Genomic DNA, 25,578 nt, shown 5'->3' with positions numbered 1-25,578 from the left:
CCGACGGACGGCTTCCCCACCGACGGACGGCTTCCCCACCGACGGACAGCCACAGCATCGACGGACAGCGCCGGCGCGGGGTCCGTCGATGCTGTGGCCGTCCGCAGGCATCCGGGCGGTCCGCAGGCATCCGGGCGGTCCGCAGGCGGGCGGTCCGCGGGCGGGGGGTCCGCGGGTGGGCGGCGGTCGGTGGCGGACGTCGTGGTCGGGGCGGCGGGTGGTTCGGGGTGGGCGGCGGGTGGTTCGGGGTGGGTGAGGGGGAGTCGTTACAGTGGCCGCATGTCCGGCGCCGCACAGCCCTCCCGCCACAGGGGTGTGCCGGCGCCCCCCGGCGGGCACGCGCTGCGGATGCCTGCGCAGCCGGCGGTCGTCCCGCCCCGCCTCTCGACGCCACCGCTGCCGGTGGTCGACGAGACGTCGGCGGGCGGTCTCGTCGTGCAGCTGCGCGGGGGGCACTACCAGGCGGCGGTGATCGCGCGACGCAACCGCGCGGGCCGGCTGGAGTGGTGCCTGCCGAAGGGCCACCTCGAGGGCGACGAGACGCCCGAGGAGGCCGCGGTCCGCGAGATCGCGGAGGAGACGGGCATCGAGGGCCAGGTGCTGCGGCGCCTGGGCGTCATCGACTACTGGTTCAGCGGCGACGACCGCCGCGTGCACAAGGTGGTGCACCACTTCCTGCTCGGCGCGGTGGGCGGCACGCTCTCGGTCGAGGGTGACCCGGACGGCGAGGCGGAGGACGCGGAGTGGGTGGCCGTGTCCGCGCTCCCGGATCGGCTGGCGTACCCGAACGAGCGCCGGCTCGCCGAGGCCGCGCTCGTCGTTCTCGTCGGCGAGGCATGACCGCGCGCCCCGCGCGCCGGTGGCTGAGCGCGACCCTGGTGCTGCTGGGCACGGTCGCCGGCACGTTCGTCGGGACCCCTGCGGGTGCCGACGACGAACCGACCGCGTCCGACGGGCAGGGCGTGCGCGTCGAGATCGTGTCGATCACACCGCAGGTGCTCGTCCCGGGCGAGGACCTGACGGTGACCGCGCGCCTGACGAACGAGGGTGCGGCGCCGCTCGAGTCCGTCGACGCGAACCTGCTGGTCAACCGGTACCGGATGGGTTCGCGCGACGAGGTCGCGGAGTGGGCCGCACGGTCCGACGACGAGTCGGCGGGCGCGCAAGCGGTCCAGGTGCCGGTCGACGAGCCGCTGGCCCCGGATGCCTCGCACACGGTCACGTTCACCCTCCCGGCCGACCGGGTGTGGCTGTACGACCTGCCGGGGTTGTGGGGTCCGCGTGGGCTCGCGGTCGAGGCCGAGGTCGCGGGCGAACGCGTCGGCCTGCAGCGCAGCTATCTGCTCTGGAACCCCGACGACGACCTCCCGCGCGTCCCGGTGTCGGTGCTGCTGCCGTTCGTCGGACCCGGTGCCGTGCCGTCGCCGTCCGAGCCCGGGTCCGAACCCGAGCCGGAACCCACGACGAGCCCGACGCCGACGTCGGACGAGACCGGCGACCCGACGATCGCGGACGCCGCGACCGCCGCTGCGGACGCCGAGGCCCTGGCGGACGCGTCCGACCAGGCTGCGACCGAGCTCGACGAGCTGGTCGCTCCGGACGGCCGGCTCAGCCGGATGCTCTCCGCGGCGGGGGCCGACGGCTCGGTCGGCATCGCCGTCGACCCGGCCGTGCTGGCGGCGGCGGACGCGGCGGGCGGCCAGGCCGCCCAATGGGCCGACCGGCTGCGCGCGGCGACCGGCCGGCACCAGACGTATGCGCTGGCCTGGTCCGACCCGGACGTCGCCGCCGCGGCGCACGGCGACGGTGCGGGCCTGCTCGGCCTGGCCGCCGACCTCAGCGCCGAGGCGGACGGACCCGTCGGTGGCCAACCGCTGCTCGCCTGGGGGACGGGGTCCGTGGCGGACGGCGCGACGCTCGCCGCGGCCGAGCAGATGGGTGCGGTCGCGATGATCGCGGCCGCGCCGGCAACGACCCCTCAGGACTCGTCGGACGGACTGGCGTCCGCGACGACCACCGGCGGCGGAACGACGACGACGATCACGCCGGACCCGGTGCTGACGTCGCTCGTCGTCGACCCCCAGGTGGACGATCCCGGCGCGACCCCCGCGACCGTCGCGCAGCGCGCGCTGGCCGAGGTCGCGCTCGTCGCGCGCGAGGACACGCTTCCCGCGGGCCTGCTGATCGCGCCGGGACGCGACGAGGCGCCGAGCACCGCTGTGCTGCGCGCTGTCGTGCAGGCGCTGCGGGACGCACCCTGGGCGCGGATCGCCTCGATGCCCGCGCTGCTCGGTACCACGCCGACCGCGCGCGTCGACTCGCCCGACCGGGTCGTCGCGTCGGGCGAGCTTGCGCCCGCCCAGGTCGCCGCGCTGATCGGCGCCCGCTCGGACGTGCTGGACTTCTCGACCGTCGTCGCCGACGCCGACGCGTTCCTCACCGGGGTCGACGAGCAGACGATCGCCCCGCTCGCGGTCGCGTGGCGCGACGACCCGCGCACGCGCACGGCGCTGGTCACGGCGACGGTCGACGACCTCGAGGAACGGACGCGCGGCCTGTCCATCGTCCCGATGAGCGACGTCACCGTGATCGCCGCACAGGGCGACGTGCGGATCACCGTGAGCAACGCGCTCGACGTCGCCGCCACGGCGCGCGTGGTCGTCGAGCCCCGCAAGGCGTGCGTGACGGCGGACGACGTCGACGCGGTGACGATCGACGCCGGCTCCGACGCGGTCGTCGACGTGGCGCTGTCCGCGCACGCCAACTGCGACGTCGTCATCGAGGTGCACCTCGTCGGACCCCAGGGCGACGTCGCGCAACCGATCGAGTTCTCCGCACGCGTCTCGCCGCGTATCGAGAGCGTCGGCACGATCGTCGTGGGCGTGCTGCTGGCGATCGGCATGCTGCTGGGTATCGGTCGCACCGTGCGGCGCGGGCAGAGCGCGCGGCGCGGCGCCCGCACGGTCGCGGAGGCCGACGCCCCGCTCTCGCTCCCCGTGCTGGGCGGCATGCCTGCCGAACCTCGTCGTGAAGCCGAACCGCAGAACGAGCCCGACGAGAACGGCGGCACGGACGGCCCCGGCGACGAGGTCCGCCCGTGAGCGAGGCGAGCGACGAGAGTCTGCGGCGCGGCGCGGCGGTGATGGCGTCCGGCACCGCGGTCTCGCGGGTGCTCGGACTGCTGCGCGGGATGGTGCTCACCGCGGCGATCGGCGCGACGGGGCAGGCCGCCGACGCGTTCGCGGTCGCCAACAAGCTGCCGAACGTGCTCTACATGCTGCTGATCGGCGGCGTGCTCAACGCGGTGCTCGTGCCGCAGGTGGTGCGCGCGTACAAGCGGAACGTCGGTCAGGAGTACGTCGACCGGCTCCTGACCTTCGGGTTCGCGACGCTGGCCGCCGCCACGATCGTGCTGACGGTGTGCGCGCCGCTGCTCGTGCGGCTCTACTCCAAGCCCGGCAACGCGGCCCAGCTCGAGCTCGCGACGACGTTCGCCTACTGGTGCATCCCGCAGATGTTCTTCTACGGCGTGTACGCGCTGCTCGGCCAGGTGCTCAACGCGCGCGGGTCGTTCGGTCCCTACATGTGGGCGCCGGTCGTGAACAACGTCGTCTCGATCGTCGGGTTCGGGGTCTTCGCGCTCGTGCTGGGCGTCGCGCCGGAGAACGGGATGACCGACGCGACCGCGTGGGGTGTCGCGCCGACGGTCCTGCTGGCCGGGTCGGCCACCGTCGCGGTCGCGGCCCAGGCGCTGGTCCTGCTGCCCGCGCTGCGCGCCGCCGGGGTGCACTACCGACCGCGGTGGGGGCTGCGCGGGTCCGGGCTCGGGCGCGCGGGCACGGTGGCGACGTGGACGCTGGTGGGACTCGCGATCGGCCAGCTGGGCTACATCGTCGTGTCGCGCATCGCGTCGCAGGCGCCCGAGGCCGCGGGGCTCTCGGAGGCCGCCGGACCCGTCGCCGTCGCGGGCAACGCCGCCTACGACTGGGCGTTCGTCATCTTCATGCTGCCGCACTCGCTGGTCACCGTCTCGATCGCGACCGCGATGTTCACGCGGATGTCCGCCCAGGCCCACGAGCAGGACGTCGACGGGGTGCGGGCCTCGCTCTCGTCGGGCATGCGCACGGTCGGCGTGTTCACGGTGCTCGCCACGGCGGTCGTCGGGCTGCTCGCGGAGCCGATCGTCCGGCTCGTCATGCCTGCGGAGACCGACGAGGCGGTACGGGCCGTCGCCGTCGTGGTCGTCGCGATGATCGTCGGGCTGCCCGCGTTCGGCGCATGGTCGATGAGCCAGCGTGGGTACTACGCGTACGAGGACGCGCGGGGCATGGTGCCGACGCAGATCGTCATGGCGGCCGTCGTCGTGCTCGGCACGCTGCTCGGACGGGCCGTGCTGCCGCCGGGCGAGTGGGTCGCCGGCGCGGGGCTCGCCATGAGCCTGTCGTACCTCGTCGGGGCGCTGATGGGGATGCGGTACCTGAGCCGGCGGTTGCACGGCGCGGACGGCGCCCGCATCCTGCGGCTGCACGTGCGCGCGGCCGTCGCTGCGCTCCCCGCGCTCGTCGTCGGGCTGGGCGTGCTCGTCGGGCTCGAGCACGTCCTGTCGACGGGGCTGCTCGCCGCGCTCACCGAGTGCGTTGTCGTGAGCGCCCTGATGACGGTCGCGTACGCGGTCGCGCTGCGCGTGCTGCACGTGACCGAGCTCGACGACCTCGTGCGGCCGCTGCTCGCGCGCGTGGGCCGCTACCGGCGCCGCTGAGAACCACCCGTCCGCGACGTCCGGGCAGGTGAAGCGCTCGTCCCCAGGGCGAGCACGCCCGGGTCCGCCGCTGGTTCGCGGGATAGCCTGACCGTCATGAGCGAGGTCGTCGGTCGAGGAACCCTGCTGGCCGGTCGGTACCGGGTGCTCCAGCAGGTCGAGGGCGACGTCCCGGGCGCGTCCGCGTGGCAGGCCGTCGACCAGATCCTCGACCGGCCGGTTCGCGCACTCGTCATGCACGCCGGACCCATCGCGTCCGCGCTCGACGGCGCCCGGCGCGCGGCCCTCGTCGCGGACCCGCGGCTCGTGCGCGTGCTCGACGTCGGCACGCACGAGGATCTCGGCTACGTCGTCTGCGAGCAGGTCTCCGGGCCGTCGCTGGCCCGCATCGCGGACCACGAGCCGCTCACCGCCGACCAGGCGCGCGCCGTCGTCGGCGAGACTGCGAGCGCGCTCGAGGCTGCGCGCCGTCGCGGTGTGCACCACCTCGCGCTGCGCCCGTCCGCGGTGCACGTGGCGGACGGGGGGCGGGTCGTGCTGACCGGGCTCGGTACGGACGCGCCGCTCGCGGGCGTGCCGGGCGGGGACGCGCGCACGACGAGCAGGCGCGACTCGGTCGCGCTCGTCCGGCTCCTGTACGCCGCCCTGACCGGTCGCTGGCCCGCCGACCCCGCGGGTGACCCCCTGCCCGCCGGGCTGCCGCTCGCCCCCGTCGTCGACGGGCGTCCCGCCCTGCCGTCCGAACTCGTCCCCGGCGTGCCCGGCGATCTCGACACGCTGTGCCACGTCACGCTCAGCACGCCCGACGACGGCCCGCACACCCCCGGTGACCTGGTCCGCGACCTCGAGCCGTGGGGCGAGATCCGTGCGCTGCTCGGCTCGCCGGTCGTCGGGACCGCGGGCGGTGCCGTGGCCGCTGCCGCGGGTTCGGTCACCAACGCCGTGACTCCCGCGAGCGGCATTCGCGCCGCGATGCCCGAGGACGACCTGCAGGACACCGGCCCGATCCAGGTGCAGCGGCAGTCCGTGCGCAGCGCCTTCGCCGGCGAGCAGCCCGCCGCCCGGCCGGGGACGCCGCCGCCGGCCGTCCCGCCGCGTACGCCGGTCTTCCCGGCCGGCGCCGCGGCAGCGGCCGCCACGGGCGCCGGTGGCGGGGCCGGGGTGGCGGGGCCGCCCTCGGTCGCGCCGGGTGCCGCGCGACCGCCCGCACCGTCCGGGAGCACCCCGACCCGCGTCTCGGCCGGCGCCGCGTCCGCCGCCCCGCCCCCGCGCCCACCCTCGCCGGTCCCTTCGCCCGTCCCCGCGCCCGCCCCGACGCCCGCACCGGCCCGGGAGCCCGCGCCCGCTGCCGCGTACTACGGCGGCGGCTTCGACGACGTGCTCGGCGCGACGAACGACGACGGCCCCGAGCGACGCCAGTTCAACCCGACGGCGATGGTGCTGACGATCGTCGGCATCGCGGTGATCGTCGGCGTGGTGCTCGCGTTCAAGGCGCTGTTCTCGTCGCTCGACACGGGCTCGTCGTCGCAGGAGCAGGAGCCCCAGGCGCCGGTGACGCAGACCAGCGCCGCACCGACGCCGTCCGCGTCCGACGCGCCGACCTCGGCCGCCCCCACGGGTCCGCCGCCGCAGATCCAGTCCGCGACCACGGTCGACCCGTCCGACGACGACGGCGAGCACCAGGAGGCCGTCGACCGCGCGTTCGACGGCGACACGTCGACCTACTGGTACACGCAGACCTACCAGCGCCCGGACTTCGCCGGCTTCAAGCCGGGTGTCGGCTACGTCATGACGCTCGCGCAGCCCACCACGGTCAGCAAGGTCAGGCTGCTGACCGGTGGGACGGGCGGCCAGTTCGAGATCCGGGCGTCGGATGCGAGCGACCCGAGCGGCGGCACGCTCCTCGCGACCGGCGCGTTCGGGACCGACGTCGCGGTCGACCTCGACCCGCCCACGCAGACCTCGACGCTGACGCTGTGGATCACCGAGCTGCCGACCGCCGCGGACGGCGCGTTCCGGCTCGAGCTGCAGGAGATCGAGCTGAGCTGAACCGCTTCCCGGACGGTCGGACGGGGCGGAACAGAACGGCCCTACGATCGGTTGACAGCGACAGTCCCGCCGGGTCCCACCCGGCACCCACCGTTCCCCTGGCACACGAGGACCTTCCGTGACCGACACCACCGTTCGTGAGCTCGTCATCGTCGGCTCCGGCCCCGCGGGCTACACCGCCGCGATCTACGCCGCGCGCGCGGGTCTCGCGCCGCTCGTCGTCGCCGGTTCGGTGACCGCCGGTGGTGCGCTGATGAACACGACCGAGGTCGAGAACTTCCCCGGCTGGCCGGACGGCATCCAGGGCCCTGAGCTCATGGAGCAGCTCCAGAAGCAGGCCGAGCGGTTCGGCGCCGAGGTGCTGTGGGACGACGCGACGTCGCTCGAGCTCACCGGCCCCGTGAAGACCGTGACGGTCTCCGGCGGTGAGACGTACCTCGCCAAGGCGGTCATCCTTGCGACGGGTTCGGCGTACCGCGAGCTCGGGCTCGACGACGAACGCCGACTGTCCGGGCGCGGCGTCTCCTGGTGCGCGACGTGCGACGGGTTCTTCTTCAAGGACCAGGACATCGTGGTGGTCGGCGGCGGCGACTCGGCCGTCGAGGAGGCCACTTTCCTCACGCGGTTCGGCCGGACCGTCACGATGGTGCACCGCCGCGACCAGCTGCGGGCGTCCAAGATCATGGCCGACCGCGCCGCGACCGACCCCAAGATCAAGTTCGAGTGGAACGCCGAGGTCGTCGGGATCCAGGGCGACCAGAAGGTCAGCGGCGTCACGCTGCGCGACACGACGACGGGCGAGACGCGCGAGCTCGCCGCCGGGGCGTTGTTCGTCGCGATCGGCCACACCCCGCGTTCCGAGCTGCTCGCCGGGCAGGTCGAGCTCGACGAGAACGGCTACGTCCAGGTCGTCGGGCGCACGACGCAGACGAACCTCGAAGGCGTGTTCGCGTGCGGCGACGTCGTCGACCACGTCTACCGCCAGGCCATCACCGCCGCGGGCTCGGGCTGCGCGGCGGCCCTCGACGCCCAGCACTTCCTCGCCTCGCTCGGCGACGGTGCTGACGCGCTCGTCGGCGCGACTCCCGCCCTGGAGGGCTGATGCAGGAGGTCGTCGACGCCACCTTCGGCACCGAGGTCCTGCAGGCGGAGCTGCCCGTCGTCGTGTACTTCTGGGCGCCCTGGTGCGGCCCGTGCCGCATGGTCGGTCCCGTGCTCGACGAGCTCGCGCAGCAGTACGACGGTCGCGTGCGGTTCGTGAAGGTGAACGCCGACGAGAACCCCGGCATCACGGCCGACTACGGCGTGGTCTCGATCCCCACCCTCAACGTGCACGCCGGTGGCGAGCTCGTCCGTTCCCTGATCGGCGCGCGGCCCAAGTCGATGATCGCCGAGCAGATCGAGGGTGCGCTCGCCGAGGTCTGAGCACCTCGGGCCGCCGTCTCGCTGCAGGCCACTTCGTCGGGAATGGCCGCGGGAGTGCACGGACGTGCGTGCGACACTGGCCGGATGAGCGAGCAGATCGTGCCCCACGGACCGGCCGCGGGCACCCCCTCGTCCGGTGCCGCAGCGGGCACGCGTCTCGACCGGTGGCTGGGCTCCTACGCCCAACGCACCCACGGCATGCGCGCCTCGGAGATCCGCGCGCTGTTCGCCGTCGCGAACCGGCCCGAGGTCGTCTCGCTGGCCGGCGGCATGCCGTTCCTCGACGGGCTGCCGCTCGACACGCTCTCCGAGCTCGCGGCGCGCGTCGTCACGGAGCGCGGGCTGCAGGCCCTGCAGTACGGCTCGGGTCAGGGCGACGAGCGCCTGCGCGAGCAGATCCTCGAGGTCATGCGACTGCAGGCGATCGACGCGCACCCCGACGACGTCGTCGTCACGACGGGTTCGCAGCAGGCGCTCGACCTGGTCACGCGCGTGTTCGTCGACCCGGGCGACGTGGTCGTGGCCGAGGCGCCGTCGTACGTGGGCGCGCTCGGCGTGTTCCGGGCGTACGAGGCCGAGGTCGTGCACGTCCCGCTCGACGAGCACGGCCTGGTCCCCGAGGCCCTCGACGAGACACTGACGGCGCTGGCCGCCGCGGGTCGCCGGGTCAAGCTCATCTACACGATCCCGAACTTCCACAACCCGGCCGGCGTCTCGCTGTCCCTCGAGCGGCGCCCTCGCGTGCTGGAGATCGCCGCTCGGCACGGCGTGCTCGTCGTCGAGGACGACCCGTACGGCCTGCTCGGCTTCGAGGGTGAGCCGCGGCCCGCGATGCGCTCGCTCGATGACGAGGGCGTGCTCTACCTCGGCTCGTTCTCCAAGACGTTTGCCCCGGGCTACCGCGTGGGCTGGGTCGTCGCCCCGCACGCGGTGCGGGAGAAGCTGGTGCTCGCGTCCGAGTCGGCCATCCTGTGCCCGTCGAGCGCCTCGCAGATCGCGATCTCGACGTACCTGGCGACCTGCGACTGGCGCGGACAGGTGAAGTCGTACCGCGAGATGTACCGCGAGCGGCGCGACGCGACGCTCGACGCGCTCGCCGAGCACCTGCCGGACAGCACCTGGACCGTGCCGGACGGCGGCTTCTACACGTGGGTGCGTCTACCGGACGGGCTCGACGCGAAGGACATGCTGCCGCGCGCCGTCACCGCGCGCGTCGCGTACGTACCCGGGACCGCGTTCTACTTCGACGGGTCGGGCGCCGACCATCTGCGACTGTCGTTCTGCTACCCGACGCCCGAGCGGATCCGTGAGGGGGTGCGGCGCCTCGGCGCCGTCGTCGCGGCCGAGCGTGAGCTCGTCGAGCTGTTCGGCGCCGGGTCCGGCCCGCACGCGGACCGCGTCGAGTCGCCCGGTCCGGATCTCGTCTGACACCCCGCCCGACCGCTTCGCCCGTCCTGCCTCACCCGTCCTGCCTCGTCCGTCCGCCTCGTCGCCCGTCACCGGAGCTGCCCGTGACCACCTCGCCCCGCGTCGCCGTGCTCGCCGGAGGGCTCACGCACGAGCGCGACGTCTCGCTACGCTCGGGCCGACGCGTCGCCGAGGCGTTGCGGACGTCCGGTCTCGAAGTCAGCGTGCACGACATCGACGCTGACCTGATCCCCGCGCTCGTCGCGCTGCGGCCCGACGTCGTGTGGCCGATCGTGCACGGTCCGACCGGCGAGGACGGCGCGGTCTCGCACGTCGTCGAGCTGCTCGGCCTGCGGCTCGTCGGCTCCGGACCGCACGAGGCCCGGGTCGCATGGAACAAGCCCGTCGCCAAGGCCGTCCTCGAACGTGCCGGCGTCCACACCCCCGCCTACGCCACGCTGCCGCACACGCTCTTCCGTGAGCTGGGTGCGACGAGCGTGCTCGACGCGATCGTCGCCCGCCTCGGACTGCCGCTCGTGGTCAAGCCGTCGCGCGGCGGCTCTGCCCTGGGCGTCTCGTGGGTGACCACAGCCGACGAGCTGCCGCGCGCGATGGTCGAGTGCTTCGCGTACGGCGACATCGCGCTCGTCGAGCGGGCCGTGACGGGGACCGAGGTCGCCGTGTCCGTGGTCGACCTCGGCGACGGACCCCTCGCGCTGCCGGCGGTCGAGATCGTCACCGACGGGCCGTACGACTACGACGCGCGGTACAACGCCGGCCGCACCGAGTACTTCGCCCCCGCCCGGCTCACGCCCGACGAGGCCGCGGCGGTCGCCGGGGTCGCGCTCCGGGTGCACCACGAGCTCGGCCTGTCGCGACTGTCCCGCAGCGACCTGATCCTGCGGCCCGACGGCGTCGTGGAGTTCATCGAGGTCAACGTCGCACCGGGCATGACGGAGACGTCGCTGCTCCCCCAGGCCGCCGAGGCCGCGGGTTACGAGCTCCCAGCCTTGTACCGGGCACTCGTCGAGGCGTCGCTCTAGTTCTCAGCGCTCGTTCTTCAGCAGGCCCGGGTCGTCCGGAGCCAGCGTGCCGAGGATGCGGTTGAGGTCCTGGACCGATGCGAACTCCACCGTGAGCCGGCCCCGGGACTTGCCCAGCACGACCTTCACGCGCGTGTCGAACCGGTCAGAGAGCCGGGCCGAGAGGTCGTCGAGCGCCGCGTTGCGAGCACCCGCCCGGGGCGCCACCCGACGCTTGGCCGGCTCGTCCCCGTCGCCCAGCGTCACGATCTCCTCGACCGTGCGCACCGAGAGACCCTCGGCGACGATCCGCTGCGCGAGCCGCTCCATCGCGGCGCCGTCGGCCAGGCCCAGCAGCGCGCGGGCGTGCCCGGCCGAGATCACGCCGGCTGCGACGCGCCGCTGCACCAACGGGGGCAGCTTGAGCAGTCGCAGCGTGTTGGAGATCTGCGGGCGCGACCTGCTGATCCGCGTCGCGAGCTCCTCGTGCGTGCACCCGAAGTCGTCGAGGAGCTGCTGGTAGGCGGCCGCCTCCTCGAGCGGGTTGAGCTGGGCGCGGTGGAGGTTCTCCAGCAGCGCATCGCGCAGAAGGTCGCCGTCCTCGGTCTCGCGGATGATCGCCGGGATGGTCGTGAGCCCCGCGACCTGCGTCGCCCGCCACCGCCGCTCGCCCATGATGAGCTCGTAGCCGTCACCGACCTCGCGCACGACGACGGGCTGCAGGACGCCGATCTCCTTGATGGAGCCGACGAGCTCCTCGAGCGCGTCCTCGTCGAAGACCGTGCGCGGCTGGCGCGGGTTCGGCCGGATCTGCCCGACCGGCAGCTCCGCGAACCGCGCTCCCGGGACCGGCAGCAGACCTCCGTCGTCCACACCCCCCGGAGTGCTGGAAGGTGCTGCCGCCGTCTCGCCCGCGCCCGCCGTCGGCGTGTCGAGCGACGCCGCCACCGACTCGTCGGCCTCGGCCGTCCCGACCTGGCTCGCCGCCTCGGCAGGCGCCACCGTGTCGGCGCTCACCGCCGCGGCGGCCTCTCGCTCCTCGAGCGCGACGGCGGTCGCCGCTGCCGCCTCGGCGCTCGGGAAGAACACGTCCACCGGCCGATCCCCGTTCGACCGCTGCCCGTCGAGACCGGCGGGAATCAGCGCTCCCAGGCCACGGCCCAGTCCCCGGCGCTTCTCGCTCATCGTTCCTCCTGCTGCTGGTCGATCGCGGCGGGTGCCGCCGATCCGGCGTCCGATCCGCTCACGGAGCTCGTCGACGGGCTCGCGGCGGCGCCCCGCTCGGCGACCTCGCGAGCCGCCTCGAGGTACGCGAGCGCGCCGGACGAGCCGGCGTCGTAGGTCATGACGGTCTGCCCGTAGCTCGGCGCCTCCGAGATCCTCACCGAGCGCGGCACGGTCGTGCGCAGGGTGAGCTCAGGGAAGTGCTCGCGCACCTCGGCCGCCACCTGCTGCGCGAGGTTGGTCCGCGCGTCGTACATCGTCAGCAGAATCGTCGAGACGTGCAGATCCTTGTTCAGGTGGGCCTGGATCAGCTGGATCGTCTTCAGCAGCTGGCTCAGTCCCTCGAGCGCGTAGTACTCGCACTGGATCGGGATCAGCACCTCGCGCGCGACCACGAACGCGTTGACGGTGAGCAGTCCGAGGCTCGGCGGGCAGTCGACGAGGACGTAGTCGATGCGCTCCTGACCTGCATCGATGCGCCACTGCAGGTACTCGTCGAGTGCCGTCCGCAGGCGGGTCTCGCGCGCGACCATGGACACCAGCTCGATCTCGGCGCCCGACAGGTCGATCGTCGCCGGCAGGCACCACAACGACGGGACGTCCGGGCTCTGCTTCACGGCCTCGTGCATGGGCTGTCCGTCGACGAGCACCTCGTAGATCGACGGCGTTCCGGCCCGGTGGTCGATGCCCAGTGCCGTCGACGCGTTCCCCTGCGGGTCGTTGTCCAGCACCAGGACGTTGAGCCCCGACTGGGCGAGCGCCGCGGCGAGATTGACCGTGGTCGTCGTCTTGCCGACCCCGCCCTTCTGGTTCGCGACCGTGATGATCCGGGTCAACGCCGGGCTCGGGAAGCGGCGGCCGCGTAGCTCGATGCGTCGGCGCGCGTCGAGCTGCAGCTCCACCATCAGGGGCGTGTCGTCGGTCGCTGTGGGCAGGCTCTCGACCAGTGCCGCACGGCGGCGCTCGTCCGGGTCGTCGACCGTCGTCATCTCTCCGTCACGTCTGTCGTTCGTCGGCGACCCGCTCGGCGCGGGCCGTCCACCATTCTCCGCTGTCGTAGGCCCGGTTCGCGCCAGCGACGTTGTTTCACGTGAAACAGCGTCTGTCGACGTGCTCGGCTGGACCGGGTCCACGACGGAGGCGTCTGCCGCCTCGGCTCGGAGCGTCCGCAACGCCTGCACCCCGGACTCATCGACCCGCGCCGGCTCGGACCTCCCACCCGCCGGCGCGGCCACCGGAACGGTTCCTGGCGCAACCCCCGGCGCACCAGCGCTCGCCGCCACGTGACCATCCGACTCGGGCAAGGTCGGCACTGGCGGCGCGACACCGCCGGGAGTCGCGAGACGAGTCCGTTCGACGTTGGGGCCGTCGTGCTCCCCAGTGCTCACCTCCCCCGCCCGTGCGCCGCCGAGTCCGGACGCCTGCACTGCCGCCGGCTCCGTCAGAGCTGGTCGGCGCTCGACCGTCCCGGCCGACGAGCGGCTCGACTCCCACTGCCCCTCGCCCGCGGGCCCCATCTCCCGGTGCACCGTGGCCGCGGACTCCCGCTCCACAGCTCTCGCCGACACGGACTCCGCCGCTCGCGGCACCACGCCCGCCGACTCCCGCTCCACAGCTCCCAGTCGCTCGCGCGCCAGCGCTGCCGCCGCCGGACGTACGGACTCCCATGGCACCGACGCCGTAGGCCCCAGCTCCCGCTGTGCCGCGGTTACGACCTCTCGCTCCGCAGCTCCCGCGGGCGCTGACTCCGACGCCTGCGGCGCCGCTCCCGCCGACGCGCGCTCCAGCGCTGCCGCTGGCGGACGCACCGACTCCCACGACGCCACTCCCGCCGACGCTCGCTCGAGCGCTGCCGCCGGCGGACGCACCGACTCCCACGGCACCACACCCGCCGACGCTCGCTCGACCGCTCCGTCCGGCGAACGCTCCGGCTCACGCGGCGGCACTCGCGCGGGCTCTGGCTCCAGCGATCCTTCTGAGGCTCGATCTGGCTCCCGCTGAGTGGCGAGCGCGGGCTCACGCTCCATCGGTCCCACCGGCGTTCGCTCCGCCATCGGTGGCACCGGCGCCGGCGCCGTCAGTGCAGGTTGCACCGGTTCGGGCGTGATCGACGCAGAACCCGTCGGGGCCGGACGCACCTGTGGCTCCATCGGCGTCGAGGGGTGCGCCTCGTTCTCCCGGAGCACCGCGTCGTCGACCTGGGCCTGGGCGCGCTCGCGCTTGCCTCTACCGAACACGATCACCCTCGCCGGCTCCGCCTGCCTTGCGCGCGACGACCACCCGCGTCGGGGCCACGCCGTCCAGCGTCGTGACACCGTGCACCTCGGCGGTCACGACACCGTTGCGTCGCGCCTGCTTGAGCGCAGAGTCGACCTCGTCCTGCGCCCGATCACCCTTGAGTGCGACCAGCTCTCCGCCCGGACGCACGAGCGGCATCGCCCAGCCGTAGAGCTTGTCCAGCGAGGCGACGGCCCGGGTGGTCACCGCGTCAGCCTGCAGGTCGAGCGCCTCCTGCGCGCGTGCGCGCCGCACGACGGCGTTGCCAAGTCCGAGTCTCTCGATCACCTCGGTAAGCCAGATCGTCCGGCGCTCCATGGGTTCCAGGAGGACCACCTCGGCCTCGGGCAGCATCGCGGCGACCACGACACCCGGTAGACCGGCGCCACTCCCCAGATCGACGATCTGGCCCGTGCTCGGCAGGAACGACACCACCGCCGCCGAGTTCAGCAGGTGTCGCTCCCAGAGCCGACCGACCTCACGCGGCCCGACCAACCCTCGCAGCACGCCCTGGTCGACCAGAAGCTCATGAAACCCGAGGACCGCGGTCCACGCCGGACCGAAGAACTCCGGCAGTCGGGGATCGTCGACGAACGGGTCGATCTCCACGACTTCGTCGACCACGCCCAACCTCCCAGGTCCCGACCAGTTCAGGGGTTCGTCACCAAGCATCACGAACGCCACACCGTATCCCGTCACGACCCACCGAGAGGCGCTCCGTGCACACCGTGAGGCCCCCCTGTTCACGATCGCGATGGCGCCTCGCCGCGACACGCCGGCCCACGGCGCGTCGAACGATGAGGTGACACGTACGCGGTACGGCCTTGCTCCCCGTGGACTCGATGACAGCGCCGCGCGGGCTCGGTGTGGCGACGCCGATCGTCGGTCTGCGGGGATCCCCGCTCTCCGGGCGCCGCTCGGTTCACATGAGATGCTGCCGTCCGCCGGCACTAGGTCATCCAAGCCCGCGCGACGCGGACTCACGTTCCGCTCGGCTGAGTGCACCGCTACGACCACACGCTCGACGCTGTAGAGCAGCCGGCGCGCGCACGTCCTTGCTCTCGTCCCGCTCTCGTTTCACGTGAAACATCACCGTGCGTGGGCACCACGTCATCCACGTCCGCGCGACGCGAACTCACGCTCCGCTCGGCTGAGTGCGCTGCTACGACCAGGCGCTCGACGCCGCACAGCAGCCGGCGCACGCACACCGTCGCTCTCGTCCCGCCCTGGCTTCACGTGGAACATCACCGTGCGTGGGCACCACGTCATCCGGGGTCGCACCGCTCGCGCTCGATGCCGCACAGCAGCCGGCGCGTACACCCCCGCACTCGCGGTCCTCCCGTTTCACGTGAAACATCAACGTGCGCGGGCACCGTCCTCCGCGTCGGCACCGCTCGTGCTCGATGCCGCACAGCGGCCGGCGCGTACACCCAGCACTCGCGGTCCTCCCGTTTCACGTGAAACGCCGCCGCCCGCCGGCACCAGGTCGTCCACGCCCGTACGACGCGGACTCACCTCCCACTCAGCCGAGTGCGCCGATACAGCCGCACGGGCCATGTCGTACAGCAGCGGGGGGCCCACGTCCGCGATACCGATCGAGCACACGTTTCACGTGAAACAACGTCGTGCGCGGGCGCCAGGTCGTCCGCGTCGCCACCGCTCGCGCTCAAGGTTCGCCGTCTTCACCCGCTTGTGTGCAGGAGGTACGTGCTCGATCGGCGCGATGGTCCGCGCGGGTCCGACTCGCTTGACGACGACCTCCTCGACCAGAATGTCGCGCACGAACCCGTCGGCGTTGCGTGTCTGGGCGCACCAGCCGCACATCTGGACACCTCATCTCCGTTGAGTGAGCACGAGCGTGCGCCAGGCGGAGCACCACGGGGTCGCTGCCGTCGTCCCGCAGCCACTGCGGGGGACACTCCAGCTCCTCATGACCGCCGCACGACACGGTTCGTCCGGGTCGCCGCGGGACATCCGATCTGGGCAGACTCCCAGCAGTCGACGTCGTCTACCGCAAGGGTCCTGCACTCGGGACACGTCCCCGTGCTGCCTCCGATGAGCCGGGCGGCCCTGCTCCCACTCCATGTCCTGAGTGTCCGACGCCTCGGCCGCTCTGACGTGGCACCTGCTGTCCGCGGTGGTCAACTAGCAGTCCGGTTGCGGCCGACGCGAGCGCAGGTGACCAACTGGAGCCGCCCAGAGCCCGAGGTGTCACCCCCCCGCCGCCACCGCCGCCAGCACTCTCGCACCGGATCGAGCTCCGGCGGATCGTCGCTGCGCCACTGCCGAAGACAGGCACAGTGCCGCGCCGTTGCGCGCAGTCCGGACTCCTCCGCGCTTGGTACCGGCAACAGGACCACACCCAGTTTTGGAGAGATCCGTCTAGCGTCTACCAGGTCCGCAGCATCCCGCGCCCGAGGGTCGCCCCCGTTTCACGTGAAACGTCGCGCCCAACGGTCGCTGGGCCGCGCGCGTGGAATGGACGCCATCGCGGCGGCAAGGCGCACGACCTCGCGAACCGGCCATGCACCGACGAGTCAATCGTCGGCACGGGTATCTGAATGACGGTGCGTCCCATGATCCGCGAGTCTGCCGACGGACACGTCGGCCACGAGCTGCACGCAAGACCGCCCACGCTGACACCGCCGTCATGGGCCACGAAGACGTGTTTCACGTGAAACATCACACGGGGCGGGGGAGCGCCGCGCGCCGGACGCCGGCGCGGGCTTCAGGCCAGCCACCACACCCCGAGACGACGAGGGCCGCTGTTTCACGTGAAACAGCGGCCCTCGGACACTCGTCGATCAGGCGTTGCGAATCACCACGTGGCGCTGCGGCTCGACGCCCTCGGAGTCACTGACGAGGCCCGCCTCAGCAACGGTGTCGTGGACGACCTTGCGCTCGAACGGGTTCATCGGGTCAAGGGCGACCGGTTCGCCGGAAGCCTGCACGCGCGCGATCGCCTCGCGGGCAACCTCGGTGAGCTGCGCCCGTCGCTGTGCACGGTAGCCGGCGACGTCGAGCATGAGACGGCTGCGCTCACCGGTCTTCGTCTGAACCGCCAGGCGCGTCAGCTCCTGCAGCGCGTCGAGGACCTCACCGTCTCGGCCGGCGAGCCGGTGCAGGGAGCGGTCGGCGGGGTCGTCGGCAACGATCTCGAGCGCGGCACGACCGTGATCGACGTCGATGTCGATGTCACCGTCGAGGTCCGCGATGTCGAGCAGCTCCTCCAGGTAGTCGGCGGCGATCTCGCCCTCCTCCTCGAGTCGGGAGGTTGCGTCCTTGGTCTCGTCGGTCTGGCTCATGGTTCTCCGATCAGGTCTGTCGTGCTCAGGTCGGCGGGGCGTCGCTGCGCGCGCGTCACTTCTTGGGCTTGGGCTTCTTCGGCTTGGACGACGACGCCGGCCGCGGGGCTGATGTCGGGGTCGGCGTCGGGGTCACGGCATCGTCAACGGGAGCGTCGACGGTGTCGACCGGCCCGTCGACGGCAGAGCTCGACGGCGCATCGCTCGGGGTCTCGGGCTCGACGACGACCGGACGGGTCGAGGGCTTGGCGCGGTCCTTGCGCTTGGGCTGCTCACGCTGCCCGCGCGGGCGCTCCTCGATGACGACGACGGGAGCGTCCTGGACGCCGCCCTTCGCGCCGCCCTTGCGCGCCTTGCGCTCGAGCATGGCCTTCTCGGCCTGTGAACCGGGAGCCGGCATCCGTCGGATCGTGTAGAACTGCTGCCCCATCGACCACAGGTTGGTGGTGGTCCAGTAGATGAGGACACCGATCGGGAAGTTGACGCCCGAGAACGCGAAGATCAACGGCAGGACGTAGAGCAGCACCTTCTGCTGCTGGGCCATCGGACCCTGCAGGGCCGACGGCGGCATGTTCTTCATCGTGAGCTGACGCTGCGTGAGGAACGTCGTCGCTGACATGGCCACGATCAGCACGATCGTCACGATCTGGATGTGGATGTTGCCGTCGGCCTGCATGAAGGTGCCCGACAGGGGAGCCCCGAAGATCGTCGCCTTCTCGGCGGATCCCGCGAGCTCGGCCGTCATGGGGCCGATGTGGTCACCGCGGGGATAGGTGCCCTCGGACAGCGGCTTGAGCGAGTTGAGCACCCGGAACAGCGCGAAGAAGATCGGTGACTGCAGCAGGATCGGCAGACAGGACGCGAACGGGTTGGTCCCGTGCTTGCGGTAGAGCTCCATCGTCTCCCGGCTCATCGCCTCACGGGAGGCCGGGTCGCTCTTGCCCTTGTACTTCTTCTGGATCGCCTGCATCTCCGGCGCGAGCATCTGCATGCCGCGCGATGCCTTGATCTGCTTGAAGAACAGCGGGATCAGGGCGATCCGGATCACGATCACCAGGCCGACGATGGACAGCGACCACGCCGCCCCGCCGTCCGGGTCCATGCCGATCGCGAAGAAGAGCGAGTGGAACTGGACCATGATCCAGGCCACGACGACCATGATCGGCTGCAGCAGACCGTCGAACCACGACATGGGGGCAGAGCTCCTGTCCGGGGAATCAGTGCGCGGGGTGCGCGGCGTCGAGGTGGCGATGGTCGGACCGCACCGGAGGCACGTCGTCGACCCCGCCAGGAGACCAGGGGTGGCACCGCGCGAGGCGGCGCGCGGCGAGCCATCCACCGCGCACGAATCCGTGCCGGCGCAGCGCGACGACCGCGTACTGCGAGCACGAGGGGTAGTACCGGCAAGTAGGGGGCGTCACCGGCGAGATGAGCCGCTGATAGACCCACAGGGCGCCGAGCAGGATCCAGACCGGAACCCGCGCGACTGATCGCAGCGCTGTGACCAGGGCGTTCACCGCGCGGTTCATCGGGTCCTCGCGACCAGACGACGCTGGGCGGTGGCGAGTGCCCCGTCCAGGTCAGCCGCGAGCCCGGCCGAGTCGACGCTCACGGCCGGCCCCAGGGCCCGCACGACGACCGCACAGTCACCGGGTAGTCCGGAGATGCGCGACGCCATGAGCCCTCGCAGCCGCCGCTTGGTCCTGTTGCGGACAACGGCGTTACCGACGGCCTTGGACACGACGAAACCGACCACCGGGCCCTCAGGCCCGGGGTCGGTCCGTGTGGTCATGTGCACGACCAAGGTCTCCCGTCCGCCGCGGGTACCGCGGCGCACCGCGTGCTCGAAGTCCGCAGCGCGGCGCATTCGGTACGCGGCGGGCAGCACCGAGCTGGCGTCAGGCCGAGAGCTCCGCGCGACCCTTGCGCCGGCGAGCGGCGAGGATCGAGCGGCCGGCACGCGTACGCATGCGCAGACGGAAGCCGTGCGTCTTGGCTCGGCGCCGGTTGTTCGGCTGGAACGTGCGCTTGCTCACGAGAGTTCTCCCACTGGTCCATCGGTACGGGCGCGCCTCACGCGCGTCCAGGTCTGTCTGCCGAGCTCGACTGCTCCTCCAGGACATGCACCGAATCGGTGTACGCGGCGTCTGGGCGCGCCGACAGGAGCCATCAGAAGGCTGGGCCACGGTACGCCGTCGCGCGCCGACCGGTCAAATGTCTCACGGCATCCACACCCCGGTCGAACGCCGCTGGGCCGGGGACCACCGCCATTCGGGGCAGTGATCACCCGCTCGGAGGTCTGCCCACGGGGGCCGGAGCGCACTAGCATCGTCCCTCGTCGCGCAGCGCCCTTTGGCAGCGGGCACACCGCGCGGCCCGCCATGAACCCGAGATCTCCATGCGGCACGCGAGCGTGCGGACGGGTTCCCGCGTGACGGCGTGTGGGGCCTTAAGGCCCACGCACAGGTGTGGACAAGTGTGTGGAAAAGTCGACCCCGTGCGAGACTCGACGACTCACGCGCACGACGAGACCGAGGTAGGACGTGGCACAGGACCAAGAGCTCGCACGAGTCTGGGGCCACGTCGTGTCCACGCTCGAGGAGAGCCCCGACATCACGCAGCGTCAGCTGGCGTTCGTCCGGCTCGCCAAGCCCCTCGGCCTCCTCGACGGGACGATGATCCTCGCCGTCGGGAACGAGTACACCAAGGAGTACCTCGAGACGAAGGTGCGCTCCGAGGTCACGACGGCCCTGACCGACGCGCTCGAGCGCGAGGGCCGGTTCGCGATCACGGTCGACCCGGACCTGGTCGACGACGCCCCGCCGGCCGTGCGCGCGATGACCAGCGCGCCGGAGTCGGCATCCGTCGTCGAAGGCCCGGCAGAGGTACCCGACGAGCCCGTGGTCCCGGAGCGCCCCGTCGGAGCTCACAACAACAACCATGCGTCGACGCGCAAGGCAGCGGCCGAACCCTCCCGTCTCAACAAGAACTACCTGTTCGAGACGTTCGTCATCGGATCGTCCAACCGATTTGCGCACGCCGCAGCGGTCGCGGTTGCCGAAGCTCCGGCCAAGGCCTACAACCCGCTGTTCATCTACGGCGACTCCGGCCTCGGCAAGACGCACCTGCTGCACGCGATCGGTCACTACGCGCAGAGCCTGTATCCCAGCGTCCGGGTGCGCTATGTGAACTCCGAGGAGTTCACCAACGACTTCATCAACTCGATCTCCGAGGGCAAGGCCGGCGCGTTCCAGCGCCGCTACCGCGAGGTCGACGTTCTCCTCATCGACGACATCCAGTTCCTGCAGGGCAAGGAACAGACGATGGAGGAGTTCTTCCACACGTTCAACACGTTGCACAACGCCAACAAGCAGGTCGTGATCACGTCCGACCTGCCGCCCAAGCAGCTCAACGGCTTCGAGGACCGCATGCGGTCCCGGTTCGAGTGGGGCCTCATCACCGACGTCCAGCCTCCGGACCTCGAGACCCGCATCGCGATCCTGCGCAAGAAGGCCGGCGGCGACAACATGCAGGCGCCGCCCGAGGTCCTCGAGTACATCGCCTCGAAGATCTCGACGAACATCCGCGAGCTCGAGGGTGCACTCATCCGGGTCACCGCTTTCGCGAGCCTGAACCGCCAGCAGGTCGACCTGTCGCTCGCGGAGATCGTCCTCAAGGACCTGATCACCGACGACCAGACGACCGACATCACCGCCACGCAGGTGATCGGCCAGACGGCGGCGTACTTCGGCCTCACCATCGAGGACCTGTGCGGCTCGAGCCGCAGCCGCGTCCTGGTCACCGCGCGCCAGATCGCGATGTACCTGTGCCGTGAGCTCACCGACCTCTCGCTGCCGAAGATCGGGCAGGCGTTCGGCGGTCGGGACCACACGACGGTGATGCACGCAAACCGCAAGATCCGCGAGCTCATGGCGGAGCGGCGCTCGATCTACAACCAGGTCACCGAGCTCACCAACCGGATCAAGCAGCAGAGTCGCAGCTAGCCGGAATCACCACGCACCAACGTGGTTTTGCACAGCCTCGTCGTGTCATCTGGGGACAACTCCCCACTCCCGACGAGACCGCCCGCTCACGAACGCGACATCGCGGGCACACCGTCTGACCTGGAACGACGCCGTCGACACGCTCCCATCGGGGAGCAAATCGGGACAGACCTACCCAGATCACCCGCCTGTCGGACCAACGTTCATCCCCAACCTCAAGGAGCCATGGGACGAATGTTCACACCTGTGCACATGGCTGTGGATGACAGTGGAAGACCCGCCCCTCGATGTGGACACGGACCGACCTGACGGTGGACGGCAGATGGACGCCGAGCGATCGTCCACCGACGTCCACCGCGACGCCTCCGCGACGCACAGCACTCGCCCACAGCCAGAATCGCGCACGACCTGCGTGGACATCCGTCATCCACACGATGCACAGCTGCGATGACGATGACGACACTTCTCTAGCCGGATGATCCACACACCGACGAAGGGCTCGATCCGGCTCGCGCGAACGACCACCCGATCGCCTGCTCCACCGTGTCACCCGTCTCGCGTAGTGTTCGCGTGACACCGTCGCCGTTCCGTTCACCGCTGCTCACAGCGACACACGGAGGCACACCGCGGCACTGTTCACGGCTGGACTGCGCGGGGCGAACGCCCCCGCACGACGAGAGGTAGTGGGTCCATGAGGTTCCGGGTCGAGCGAGACGTTCTGGCTGACGCCGTCACCTGGACCGCCCGCTCCCTGCCGACGCGCCCCCCGGTCCCCGTGCTCGCGGGCGTGCGCATCGAGGCGGACAGCGCCGGCGTGATCCACCTCTCGAGCTTCGACTACGAGGTCTCGGCAAGGTCCGAGATCCCCGCTGATGTCACCGAGGCGGGCACGGTCCTGGTCTCGGGCAAGCTGCTGGCCGAGATCTCCCGCGCGCTTCCCGACAAGCCGGTCGACGTCGTGCTCGACGGCACCAAGGTCGTCGTGACCTGTGGTTCGAGCCGCTTCACGCTGCTGACCATGCCGGTCGAGGACTACCCCAAGCTTCCGGAGCTGCCGCCGGTCACCGGCACGGTCGACGGTGACGCGCTCACGCACGCCGTCGCACAGGTCTCGGTCGCGGCGAGCCGGGACGACACGCTTCCGCTGCTCACGGGTGTGCGCGTCGAGATCGAGGGCGAGCGGATCACGCTGCTCGCGACGGACCGTTACCGTCTCGCGCTGCGTGAGCTGACCTGGACCCCGGTGATGCCGGACGTGTCGCAGGTCGCACTCGTGCGTGCTCGCACGCTCACGGATGCGGCCAAGTCGCTCGGCAGCGCGGGCTCGGTGACGGTGTGCCTGTCCACGGGGGTGGGGGTCGACCGCATCGGATTCGGCGCGGCCGGCCGCCAGACCACGAGCCTGCTCGTCGACGGCGACTACCCGGCGGTGCGCCGGCTCTTCCCCGACGAGACGCCGATCCACGCGATCGTGCACACCCACCAGCTCGCCGAGGCGGCCAAGCGTGTCGCGCTCGTCGCGGAGCGCAACACCCCGATCCGACTGTCCTTCTCCGAGGGCCAGGTCGTGCTCGACGCCGGTCAGGGTGACGACGCCCAGGCGTCCGAGGCGCTCGAGGCCACGCTCGAGGGTGAGGACATCTCGGTCGCGTTCAACCCGCAGTTCCTGCTCGACGGGCTGGGCGCGCTGGACACGCCGTTCGTCCGGATGTCGTTCACGCACCCGAACAAGCCCGTCGAGTTCACGGGCCAGGGCTCGCTCGACGGCGAGGACGACAAGGCCTACCGGTACCTGCTGGTCCCGATCCGCTTCGCGAGCTGACCCCGCCGCGCCGGTCGCGCGACGTCCGACGCGCGCCGGGCACGGCGACGGGGGACAGTGGAGCGGTCCCGGAACGGCACACGAGCCTCCGGGCACAGAGAGGTGGTGCGGCATGCACGTCGGTCTCGTCGGCCTGGGCAAGATGGGCGCGAACATGCGCGAGCGGATCCGGCTCGCGGGTCACGAGGTCACGGGGTACGACCGCAACCCGGACGTCACCGACGTTGCGAGCCTGGCCGACCTCGTCGCGGCGATGCCCGCGGGCGAGCGTGTCGTGTGGGTGATGGTGCCGTCGGGCGCGATCACGGACTCGGTGGTCAACGAGCTCGCGGGGCTGCTGGGTGAGGGCGACATCCTCATCGACGGCGGGAACTCGTACTACCAGGACGACCTGCCGCACGCGGAGCTGCTCGCCAAGCGGGGCATCGGTTTCATCGACGCGGGGGTCTCGGGCGGTGTCTGGGGCCTGAAGAACGGCTACGGCCTCATGGTCGGTGGCGACGCAGGGCTCGTCGAGCGTGTGATGCCGGTGTTCGACGCGCTGCGGCCGCCCGGCGACCGCGCGAACGGATTCGTGCACGCCGGCCCGGTCGGCGCCGGCCACTACTCGAAGATGGTCCACAACGGCATCGAGTACGGCCTGATGCAGGCGTACGCCGAGGGTTACGAGCTGCTCGCCGCGAAGGACCTGGTCACCGACGTCGAGGGCACCATGCGGGCGTGGACCAACGGCACCGTCGTCCGGTCGTGGCTGCTCGACCTGCTCGTGCAGGCGCTGGGTCAGGATCCAGGGCTTGCGGCGATCGACGACTGGGTCGAGGACTCGGGCGAGGGCCGCTGGACCGTCGACGAGGCGATCGACCTCGCGGTGCCGGCGCCCGTCATCTCGGCGGCGCTGTTCGCACGGTTCGCGAGCCGGCAGGGCGAGTCGCCGGCGATGAAGGCGGTCGCCGCGCTGCGCCAGCAGTTCGGTGGGCACGCCGTGAAGCCGGCCCCGTGACCTCGGAACCCCACAGATGTACGTCGCTCACCTGCACCTGACGGACTTCCGGTCGTACGCGCAGGTCGAGCTACCGCTCGACCCGGGGATCACGGCGCTGGTCGGGCCGAACGGCCAGGGCAAGACGAACCTCGTCGAGGCGATCGGTTACGTGGCGACGCTCGCCAGTCACCGCGTCCCGACGGACGCGGCTCTTGTTCGTTCTGGCTCGTCGCGCGCCGTGGTCGGGGTGCGGGTCGTGCGCGAGCTCGAGCCCGGACGGCCGCGCACCACGCTCGTCGAGGTCGAGGTGACGCCCGGCAAGGCGAACCGCGCGCGGGTCAACGGCGGCAGCCCGGTCCGCGCACGCGACGTGCTCGGGATCCTGCGCACCGTGCTGTTCGCCCCCGAGGACCTTGCGCTGGTCAAGGGTGATCCGGACGGCCGCCGCCGCTTCCTCGACGACCTGCTGGTGCAGGTCACACCCCGCATGGCGGCGGTCGTGAGCGACTACGAGCGGGTGCTGCGACAGCGGTCCGCGCTCCTGAAGTCGGCCGGACCGCGCGGGGCCCGCGGCCAGGTCGACCTGCGCACGCTCGACGTGTGGGACGGCAAGCTCGCGGACCTGGGTGCACGGCTGGTCGTCGAACGTCGCCGGCTCGTGACGGCGCTGGCCCCGCACGTCGCAGCCGCGTACGAGCAGGTCAGCGCAGGTCAGGGTGAGGCCCGCGCGACCTACCGCGCGTCGCTCGACACGGCGCTCGAGGGCGCCGGACTCCCGGACACCGGGAGTCGCGAGGAGCGAGGGGATGCGCCCGAGGCCGGCCACGACCTGGTCGAGGCCCAGCTGCTCGAGGCGATGGGGCGGCTGCGCAGCAAGGAGCTCGAGCGCGGGGTGTGCCTCGTCGGTCCGCACCGCGACGAGCTGGTGCTCACGCTCGGGGACCTGCCGGCGAAGGGGTACGCGAGCCACGGCGAGTCGTGGTCGTTCGCGCTCGCGCTGCGGCTCGCGTCGTGGCGCGTGCTCACCGACGGTGGCGGGCTGAGCGACGAGCTGGGCGGCGTGGGCGACTGGGGGCCCGACGGCGAACCGGTGCTGATCCTGGACGACGTGTTCGCCGAGCTCGACGCCCGGCGCCGGGAGCGGCTCGCGGCGCTCGTCGCCCCCGCGCGTCAGGTGCTGATCACCGCGGCGGTCGCGCAGGACGTGCCCGAACCGCTCGCCGGCGCGCGGGTGGACGTGATGGGCGGCGAGGTCTCCCGTGTCCTCTGACCAGGGCAGACCCAGAAGCGGCAGCGGCGAAC

At 72.0% G+C, this 25,578-nt stretch carries 20 protein-coding genes; 12 read left to right on the top strand and 8 right to left on the bottom strand.

Features of this window, described 5'->3' with window-relative positions:
- Positions 1-279 precede the first annotated feature (279 nt).
- The 8 genes from CCO02nite_RS13955 (at position 280) to CCO02nite_RS13920 (ending at position 10,683) form a co-directional block, all read left to right on the top strand.
- Positions 280-840: an NUDIX hydrolase gene (locus tag CCO02nite_RS13955; protein WP_146843782.1), complete on the top strand. Its 561-nt coding sequence runs from the start codon at positions 280-282 to the stop codon at positions 838-840.
- A complete protein-coding gene (locus CCO02nite_RS13950) occupies positions 837-3,101 on the top strand; it encodes a DUF6049 family protein (protein WP_146843781.1) in 2,265 nt (754 codons plus the stop codon). The genes CCO02nite_RS13955 and CCO02nite_RS13950 overlap by 4 nt, the downstream gene beginning before the upstream one ends.
- Positions 3,098-4,759, top strand: coding sequence for a murein biosynthesis integral membrane protein MurJ (murJ, locus tag CCO02nite_RS13945; RefSeq protein WP_246117562.1), 1,662 nt, complete (start codon positions 3,098-3,100; stop codon positions 4,757-4,759). Before CCO02nite_RS13950 ends, murJ begins: the two co-directional genes overlap by 4 nt.
- Before the next feature lie 96 nt (positions 4,760-4,855).
- Positions 4,856-6,808 carry a protein kinase family protein gene (locus tag CCO02nite_RS15790; protein ID WP_186812710.1) on the top strand — a complete coding sequence of 651 codons (1,953 nt, stop codon included), beginning with the start codon at positions 4,856-4,858 and terminating at the stop codon, positions 6,806-6,808.
- Positions 6,809-6,926: 118 nt separating this feature from the next.
- Positions 6,927-7,910, top strand: a complete 984-nt coding sequence (trxB, locus tag CCO02nite_RS13935) for a thioredoxin-disulfide reductase (RefSeq protein WP_146843780.1) — start codon at positions 6,927-6,929, stop codon at positions 7,908-7,910.
- Positions 7,910-8,233 carry a thioredoxin gene (trxA, locus tag CCO02nite_RS13930; RefSeq protein ID WP_146843779.1) on the top strand — a complete coding sequence of 108 codons (324 nt, stop codon included), beginning with the start codon at positions 7,910-7,912 and terminating at the stop codon, positions 8,231-8,233. Before trxB ends, trxA begins: the two co-directional genes overlap by 1 nt.
- Before the next feature lie 84 nt (positions 8,234-8,317).
- Entirely contained in the window at positions 8,318-9,661 is a 1,344-nt protein-coding gene (locus CCO02nite_RS13925) for an aminotransferase-like domain-containing protein (protein ID WP_146843778.1), read from the top strand.
- 83 nt (positions 9,662-9,744) lie between these two features.
- Positions 9,745-10,683, top strand: coding sequence for a D-alanine--D-alanine ligase family protein (locus CCO02nite_RS13920; RefSeq protein ID WP_146843777.1), 939 nt, complete (start codon positions 9,745-9,747; stop codon positions 10,681-10,683).
- A gap of 3 nt (positions 10,684-10,686) precedes the next feature.
- On the opposite strand, the gene CCO02nite_RS13915 is transcribed toward CCO02nite_RS13920, so the two are convergent.
- The 8 genes from CCO02nite_RS13915 to rpmH all read right to left on the bottom strand — a co-directional run bounded on the left by CCO02nite_RS13915 (position 10,687) and on the right by rpmH (position 19,504).
- A complete protein-coding gene (locus CCO02nite_RS13915; protein ID WP_146843776.1) occupies positions 10,687-11,847 on the bottom strand; it encodes a ParB/RepB/Spo0J family partition protein in 1,161 nt (386 codons plus the stop codon).
- The gene (locus tag CCO02nite_RS13910) at positions 11,844-12,875 is read right to left on the bottom strand and encodes a ParA family protein (protein ID WP_246117561.1); all 1,032 of its coding nucleotides are present in this window, start codon (positions 12,873-12,875) and stop codon (positions 11,844-11,846) included. Before CCO02nite_RS13910 ends, CCO02nite_RS13915 begins: the two co-directional genes overlap by 4 nt.
- Positions 12,876-14,112: 1,237 nt before the next feature.
- Positions 14,113-14,787: a 16S rRNA (guanine(527)-N(7))-methyltransferase RsmG gene (gene rsmG / locus CCO02nite_RS13905; protein ID WP_246117560.1), complete on the bottom strand. Its 675-nt coding sequence runs from the start codon at positions 14,785-14,787 to the stop codon at positions 14,113-14,115.
- 2,180 nt (positions 14,788-16,967) lie between these two features.
- Positions 16,968-17,468, bottom strand: coding sequence for a Jag family protein (locus CCO02nite_RS13900; RefSeq protein ID WP_146843775.1), 501 nt, complete (start codon positions 17,466-17,468; stop codon positions 16,968-16,970).
- Positions 17,469-17,523: 55 nt separating this feature from the next.
- The gene (gene yidC / locus CCO02nite_RS13895; protein WP_146843774.1) at positions 17,524-18,660 is read right to left on the bottom strand and encodes a membrane protein insertase YidC; all 1,137 of its coding nucleotides are present in this window, start codon (positions 18,658-18,660) and stop codon (positions 17,524-17,526) included.
- Positions 18,661-18,685: 25 nt separating this feature from the next.
- Positions 18,686-18,997 carry a membrane protein insertion efficiency factor YidD gene (gene yidD / locus CCO02nite_RS13890; protein ID WP_146843773.1) on the bottom strand — a complete coding sequence of 104 codons (312 nt, stop codon included), beginning with the start codon at positions 18,995-18,997 and terminating at the stop codon, positions 18,686-18,688.
- Positions 18,994-19,356, bottom strand: coding sequence for a ribonuclease P protein component (gene rnpA, locus CCO02nite_RS13885; protein ID WP_146843772.1), 363 nt, complete (start codon positions 19,354-19,356; stop codon positions 18,994-18,996). Before rnpA ends, yidD begins: the two co-directional genes overlap by 4 nt.
- A 10-nt stretch (positions 19,357-19,366) precedes the next feature.
- Positions 19,367-19,504 (bottom strand): 50S ribosomal protein L34, encoded by a 138-nt coding sequence (gene rpmH / locus CCO02nite_RS13880; RefSeq protein ID WP_100423771.1) that lies wholly within the window; start codon positions 19,502-19,504, stop codon positions 19,367-19,369.
- 507 nt (positions 19,505-20,011) lie between these two features.
- Between rpmH and dnaA the strand changes: the two genes are divergently transcribed.
- The 4 genes from dnaA to recF all read left to right on the top strand — a co-directional run bounded on the left by dnaA (position 20,012) and on the right by recF (position 25,546).
- Complete coding sequence (gene dnaA, locus CCO02nite_RS13875) at positions 20,012-21,472, top strand: chromosomal replication initiator protein DnaA (RefSeq protein ID WP_146843771.1); 1,461 nt, start codon at positions 20,012-20,014, stop codon at positions 21,470-21,472.
- A 691-nt stretch (positions 21,473-22,163) separates the two neighbouring features.
- Positions 22,164-23,294 (top strand): DNA polymerase III subunit beta, encoded by a 1,131-nt coding sequence (gene dnaN / locus CCO02nite_RS13870; protein ID WP_146843770.1) that lies wholly within the window; start codon positions 22,164-22,166, stop codon positions 23,292-23,294.
- 112 nt (positions 23,295-23,406) lie between these two features.
- On the top strand, positions 23,407-24,294 hold the full coding sequence (gene gnd, locus CCO02nite_RS13865; protein WP_146843769.1) for a phosphogluconate dehydrogenase (NAD(+)-dependent, decarboxylating): 888 nt from the start codon (positions 23,407-23,409) through the stop codon (positions 24,292-24,294).
- A gap of 16 nt (positions 24,295-24,310) precedes the next feature.
- Positions 24,311-25,546 (top strand): DNA replication/repair protein RecF, encoded by a 1,236-nt coding sequence (gene recF, locus CCO02nite_RS13860; RefSeq protein WP_146843768.1) that lies wholly within the window; start codon positions 24,311-24,313, stop codon positions 25,544-25,546.
- Positions 25,547-25,578 lie beyond the last annotated feature (32 nt).

The organism is Cellulomonas composti (assembly GCF_007990245.1).
Classification (GTDB): Bacteria; Actinomycetota; Actinomycetes; order Actinomycetales; family Cellulomonadaceae; genus Cellulomonas; species Cellulomonas composti.
Note: the sequence above shows the minus strand (reverse complement) of the source record. Positions and strands in the feature narration are given on the sequence as shown.

Bases quoted from the DNA above. Each gene is read 5' to 3' on its own strand.
- yidC (WP_146843774.1), bottom strand. From the start codon at position 18,660: ATGTCGTGGTTCGACGGTCTGCTGCAGCCGATCATGGTCGTCGTGGCC.
- dnaN (WP_146843770.1), top strand. From the start codon at position 22,164: ATGAGGTTCCGGGTCGAGCGAGACGTTCTGGCTGACGCCGTCACCTGG.
- CCO02nite_RS13955 (WP_146843782.1), top strand. From the start codon at position 280: ATGTCCGGCGCCGCACAGCCCTCCCGCCACAGGGGTGTGCCGGCGCCC.
- yidD (WP_146843773.1), bottom strand. From the start codon at position 18,997: ATGAACCGCGCGGTGAACGCCCTGGTCACAGCGCTGCGATCAGTCGCG.
- trxA (WP_146843779.1), top strand. From the start codon at position 7,910: ATGCAGGAGGTCGTCGACGCCACCTTCGGCACCGAGGTCCTGCAGGCG.
- CCO02nite_RS15790 (WP_186812710.1), top strand. From the start codon at position 4,856: ATGAGCGAGGTCGTCGGTCGAGGAACCCTGCTGGCCGGTCGGTACCGG.
- CCO02nite_RS13900 (WP_146843775.1), bottom strand. From the start codon at position 17,468: ATGAGCCAGACCGACGAGACCAAGGACGCAACCTCCCGACTCGAGGAG.
- recF (WP_146843768.1), top strand. From the start codon at position 24,311: ATGTACGTCGCTCACCTGCACCTGACGGACTTCCGGTCGTACGCGCAG.
- CCO02nite_RS13910 (WP_246117561.1), bottom strand. From the start codon at position 12,875: ATGACGACGGTCGACGACCCGGACGAGCGCCGCCGTGCGGCACTGGTC.
- gnd (WP_146843769.1), top strand. From the start codon at position 23,407: ATGCACGTCGGTCTCGTCGGCCTGGGCAAGATGGGCGCGAACATGCGC.
- CCO02nite_RS13925 (WP_146843778.1), top strand. From the start codon at position 8,318: ATGAGCGAGCAGATCGTGCCCCACGGACCGGCCGCGGGCACCCCCTCG.
- CCO02nite_RS13915 (WP_146843776.1), bottom strand. From the start codon at position 11,847: ATGAGCGAGAAGCGCCGGGGACTGGGCCGTGGCCTGGGAGCGCTGATT.
- CCO02nite_RS13950 (WP_146843781.1), top strand. From the start codon at position 837: ATGACCGCGCGCCCCGCGCGCCGGTGGCTGAGCGCGACCCTGGTGCTG.